The 255-nt window shown below is 51.0% G+C and carries 1 rRNA gene; it reads left to right on the forward strand.

From position 1 onward, the window contains the following. Position 1: 1 nt before the first annotated feature. Positions 2-255, forward strand: a 23S ribosomal RNA gene (locus L6D63_RS28570); the annotation flags it as partial.

The following is a 255-nucleotide window of genomic DNA, read 5'->3' on the forward strand; positions in this document are numbered from 1 at the left end:
GAAGCGCATACGGTGGATGCCTTGGCAGTCAGAGGCGATGAAAGACGTGGTAGCCTGCGAAAAGCTTCGGGGAGTCGGCAAACAGACTTTGATCCGGAGATGTCTGAATGGGGGAACCCAGCCATCATAAGATGGTTATCTTGTACTGAATACATAGGTGCAAGAGGCGAACCAGGGGAACTGAAACATCTAAGTACCCTGAGGAAAAGAAATCAACCGAGATTCCCTTAGTAGTGGCGAGCGAACGGGGACTAG

The sequence above is a fragment of the Pseudomonas parakoreensis genome, assembly GCF_021602155.1.
In the GTDB taxonomy this organism is placed as follows: domain Bacteria; phylum Pseudomonadota; class Gammaproteobacteria; order Pseudomonadales; family Pseudomonadaceae; genus Aquipseudomonas; species Aquipseudomonas parakoreensis.